Source organism: Pseudomonas sp. K5002, assembly GCF_013386655.1.
Classification (GTDB): domain Bacteria; phylum Pseudomonadota; class Gammaproteobacteria; order Pseudomonadales; family Pseudomonadaceae; genus Aquipseudomonas.
In genome coordinates this window covers 792-4221 of the sequence record NZ_JACARK010000302.1, presented here as the reverse complement: position 1 = coordinate 4221, position 3430 = coordinate 792, and the positions used below count along the sequence as shown (strand labels likewise).

3 protein-coding genes and 1 pseudogene are annotated in these 3430 nt (G+C 61.9%); 2 read left to right on the top strand and 2 right to left on the bottom strand.

Annotated elements, in window-relative coordinates; genetic code table 11:
- Positions 1-288, bottom strand: a pseudogene (locus HX846_RS15440) (aconitate hydratase); the annotation flags it as partial.
- 191 nt (positions 289-479) lie between these two features.
- On the opposite strand from HX846_RS15440, the gene rlmM reads away from it, so the two are divergent.
- Positions 480-1553, top strand: coding sequence for a 23S rRNA (cytidine(2498)-2'-O)-methyltransferase RlmM (gene rlmM / locus HX846_RS15435; protein ID WP_003219000.1), 1074 nt, complete (start codon positions 480-482; stop codon positions 1551-1553).
- A 108-nt stretch (positions 1554-1661) separates the two neighbouring features.
- Positions 1662-1913, top strand: coding sequence for a sulfurtransferase TusA (tusA, locus tag HX846_RS15430; RefSeq protein WP_003218998.1), 252 nt, complete (start codon positions 1662-1664; stop codon positions 1911-1913).
- Here the strand turns inward: tusA and HX846_RS15425 are convergent.
- Entirely contained in the window at positions 1910-3298 is a 1389-nt protein-coding gene (locus HX846_RS15425) for an MATE family efflux transporter (protein ID WP_178965659.1), read from the bottom strand. The genes tusA and HX846_RS15425 overlap by 4 nt on opposite strands.
- Positions 3299-3430 lie beyond the last annotated feature (132 nt).

Sequence of the window (3430 nt, the reverse complement as noted above, 5' to 3'; positions counted from 1 at the left end):
GGCGGGCACGCCGGTAAAGTCTTGCATCAGCACCCGGGCGGGGCGGTATTGGATCTCGCGGTCGGAGCGGCGCTCCTTGAGCCAGGCGGCAATGGCCTTGAGGTCGGCGCCGGTGACGGTCTTTTCGTCTTCCCAGCGCAGCAGGTTTTCCAGCAGCACCTTGAGGGACATCGGCAGCTTGTCCAGATCACCCAGGCTCTTGGCGGCTTCGGGCAGGCTGAAGTAGTGATAGGTCTTGTCGTCGATCTGTAAGGTTTTAAGGGTTCTCAGACTATCAAGGGATGACATTACATGACTCCTTATGGTCCGCACGGCTACGGACCTGACGGGACGAACAGAGCTTACAAATTAGCCCTGTTTTAAGTAGCTGGCTAATTACTGGACTCTATCAATAAGTCCAAGGTTCCGAACTCGGCTATCATGCGCGCGTTTTCATGACAGGCATTGCGCTATAGCAAGCCCGTGATCCAGGAGAGTTGATGAACACCCTTTTTATGCACTGCCGCCCGGGTTTTGAAGGCGAAGTCTGTTCCGAGATCGCGGAACACGCCGCACGCCTGAACGTTTCGGGCTATGCCAAGGCCAAGACCGGCAGCGCCTGCGCCGAATTTGTCTGCACCGAAGAAGACGGCGCCCAGCGCCTGATGCGCGGCCAACGCTTTGCCGAGCTGATCTTCCCGCGGCAGTGGGCGCGCGGGGTGTTCATCGACTTGCCGGAAACCGACCGTATCAGCGTGATCCTCGCGCACCTGCGGGATTTCCCGGTGTGCGGCAGCCTGTGGCTGGAAATGGTCGACACCAATGACGGCAAGGAGCTGTCGAACTTCTGCAAGAAATTCGAAGTTCACTTGCGCAAGGCGCTGATGGCCGCCGGCAAACTGGTGGAAGACGCCAGCAAGCCGCGCCTGCTGTTGACCTTCAAGAGCGGCCGCGAAGTGTTCATGGGCCTGGCCGAGTCAAACAACTCGGCCATGTGGCCGATGGGCATCCCGCGCCTCAAATTCCCGCGGGACGCGCCAAGCCGCTCGACCTTGAAGCTGGAAGAGGCCTGGCACCACTTTATCCCCCGTGATCAGTGGGACGAGCGCCTGCACAGCGACATGACCGGCGTCGACCTCGGTGCAGCGCCTGGGGGCTGGACCTGGCAACTGGTCAACCGTGGCATGCTGGTGACCGCCATCGACAACGGCCCGATGGCCGAAAGCCTGATGGACACCGGGCTGGTGCAGCACTTGATGGCCGACGGCTTCATCTACACCCCCAAGCAGCCGGTGGACTGGATGGTCTGCGACATCGTCGAAAAACCGGCGCGCAATGCGGCCCTGCTGGAAACCTGGATCGGCGAGGGACATTGCCGCGAAGCGGTGGTCAACCTGAAGTTGCCGATGAAGCAGCGTTATGCCGAAGTGAAGCGCCTGCTTGAACGCATCGCGGAAGGCTTCAAGGAACGTGGCATCCGGGTGGAGATCGGCTGCAAGCAGCTGTACCACGACCGTGAAGAAGTGACCTGCCATTTGCGCCGGTTGGATGTGAAGAAGCCAAAGGCCCGGTAAACGCTGCTCAATGTAGGAGCGAGCTTGCTCGCGAAAAAACCGAGGGCGCCGCTGGCTACCTGGCGCCCCGCGTTACCGTTAAAATGCCGGCCTGTTTAGGAGTAAACCATGAGCCTGACCCCTGATTTACCCGTCGATGCCGTCCTCGACGCCACCGGCCTCAACTGCCCGGAGCCAGTGATGATGCTGCACCAGCACATCCGCGACCTAGCGCCCGGTGGCTTGCTCAAGGTGATCGCGACCGATCCGTCGACCCGTCGCGACATCCCCAAGTTCTGCGTGTTTCTCGACCATGAACTGGTGGACCAGCAGGAGCAGGCCGGTACCTACCTATACTGGATCCGCAAGAAATCGGCTTAAGCCCGGCGAATCCGCTTGCGTGCGCTGCGCACCAGGCGGATCACCAACATCGCCGCGGCACAGCTCAGGCCCACGATCAGCCCCTGCCACAAGCCGCTCGGGCCGCGGGCGTCGCCCAGCCACTCGGTCAGCCCCAGCGCGTAGCCCACCGGCAAGCCCACGCCCCAATACGCAAACAGCGTCAGCACCATGGTCACCCGAGTATCCTGGTAACCACGTAGTGCGCCGGCGGCCGTGACCTGGATCGCGTCCGAGAACTGAAACAGCGCCGCAAACACAATCAGCATCGCCGCCACCTGGATCACCAGCGGGTCCTGGGTGTAGATGGTGGCGATCTGTTCGCGAAACAGCAGCATCAGGCTGCAGGACAGGCAGGCATACACCAGCGCGGTGCCCATTCCGACACCTGCGGCAAAGCGCGCCTCACGGGGTTCTCCTCGGCCCAGAGCCTGGCCCACGCGCACGGTGACCGCCATGCTCAGGGAATAGGGAATCATGAACACCAGCGAACTGAAGTTCAACGCGATCTGGTGTCCGGCCACCACCGTGGCACCGAGGCTGCCGATCAGCAGAGCGATCACCGCAAAAATGCTCGACTCGGCAAACACCGCGATCCCGATGGGCAAGCCAATGCTCAACACACGCTTGATCACCGACCATTGCGGCCAGTCAAAGCGCTTGAACAGCTCGCTGCTCTGATACACCGGTGCCCAGCGGGTCCAGGCGGCCAGGCCAAGCATCATCACCCACATCACGATCGCCGTGGCCCAGCCGCAACCGATGCCGCCCATGGCCGGCACGCTGAAGTGGCCGTAGATGAACACATAGTTCAGCGGAATATTCAGCGCCAGCCCGCACAGGCCCATGACCATGCTCGGCCGCGTTCGGCCCAGCCCGTCGCTGAAGCAGCGCAGCACGTAATACAACGCAATGGCCGGCATGCCCGAAGCGATGCCGTGCAGGTAGCCCATGCAGGGCTTGATCAACTCGGGATCGACCTTCATCAGGTGCAGGATCGGTTCGGCGCTGATCAGCAACAGCAGCGCGGTAATTCCCACCACCAGTGCCAGCCACATCGACTGGCGCACCAGCGGGCCGATTTCACCGTGGGTGCCGGCACCAAAGCGCTGGGCGACTTTCGGCGTGGTGGCCAACAGGGTGCCGGTCATCAGCAGGTACACCGGGATCCAGATGGAGTTGCCCAGGGCGACCGCCGCCAGGTCTCGGGAGCTGACACGCCCGGCCATCACGGCATCGACGAACCCCATGGCGGTGGTCGCCAGTTGCCCGATCATGATCGGCAGCGCCAGGGCCAGCAGGTTGCGCACTTCAAGGCTGACGCGGGCGGGGCGAGAAAGGGCGGTGGTGGTTGTGGCAGTGTTCACGTACAGATGTCCGATAGGGGGAGCGCAGGACGGCGCATTCTACGCCTTGACGTGTTGGTCAGGAAAAAACCTGTGTTGTGGATTTGTAAACACATCCCCGCGCAAATGCAGCGTTTTGTGGCGAGGGAGCTT